Below are 1,068 nucleotides of genomic sequence, written 5' to 3' on the forward strand. Positions count from 1 at the left end.
ACGTCGTACGGGTCCTGGTCCCGGCCGGCCGGGACCAGGACCCGTACGACGTCCCCCGCCGGGTCGACCAGCGCCGATCCCAGCGCGGCGCCGAGTGCCGAGGCCGCGACGGGGTCGGGGGCGCCGTCCCCGTCCGGCCGGGCCCGCACGACGACCCACGGCCCGTCGCCGAGCAGCGGCGCGACCTCCTCGGGGGAGACGCCCAGCAGCATCCGCACCAGCGCGGCGGAACGGGCGGCCCCGGTGCCGCTCTGCTGCTCGCCGGTGAGCAGCGACAGCAGAACGGCCGCGACGGAGGCGACGGTGTGGTCACCGGCGGTCCGCTGCGGCGCGGCGACCCCGAGCACGAACCCGTGCCCGGCGCCCAGGGCGTAGGCGGCGAGATGCAGCCCGCCGGCGGTGTCGGTGGCGGAGGAGGGGGCGGGGCGCTCACCGGGGCCGTCGGCAGGACGTACCACCTGCGCGAGCCGCGTCAGCGCCCCCCGCGTCTCGTCCCCGGGTTCTCGCCCCGCCGCCGCGATCTCCGTCCCCTCCGGCCCGTACAGCACCGCCCAGCCGCCCAGTCGCCCCGCCAGCTGCCGGAGCACCGACGGGACCGGGTCGGGGCGGGACGCGGCGGTGGCGAGGCTCTGCTGGGCCTCGGTGACGCGGCGGAGTTCGGCGAGGCGGGCCCGGGCCATCAGCTGCCAGACCGCGCGGGCCACGCCCGAGAAGGTGGTGCGGGGCGGCACCTCCAGCAGCGGCAGGCCGTGCGAGGCGCAGGCCTCGACCAGCCCCTCGGGCACCGTGTCGTGCACCGGTGCCACCCCGAAGCCGAGGGCGGCGCCGCCCGCGGCCACGATCCGGGAGACGTAGTCGTCGAAGTACGAGGTCCCCGGGCCCGCCGCCGCCGGGATGTGGACACCGGCGCTGAGCAGCAGCTCACCGCCCAGCAGATACGGATAGGGGTCCGCCATCTCCGAGGTGTGCACCCAGTGGACGACGACGCCCTCCGCGGACGGCCCCGCGATCTGCCGCAGGCCCAGGTCCTCGCGGCCCAGCAGCGCGGTCAGCGGGACGGGCGGGGTG

Annotated in this window: 1 protein-coding gene; it reads right to left on the reverse strand. The window is 78.2% G+C overall.

Going from position 1 to position 1,068, the window contains the following annotated elements:
* On the reverse strand, positions 1 to 1,068 hold a 1,068-nt coding region (locus K4G64_RS39315; RefSeq protein WP_260461586.1), incomplete at both ends, for a PucR family transcriptional regulator ligand-binding domain-containing protein.

Origin of the sequence: Streptomyces sp. WAC04114 (assembly GCF_019733245.1) — a bacterium.
Taxonomy (GTDB): Bacteria; Actinomycetota; Actinomycetes; order Streptomycetales; family Streptomycetaceae; genus Streptomyces; species Streptomyces massasporeus_A.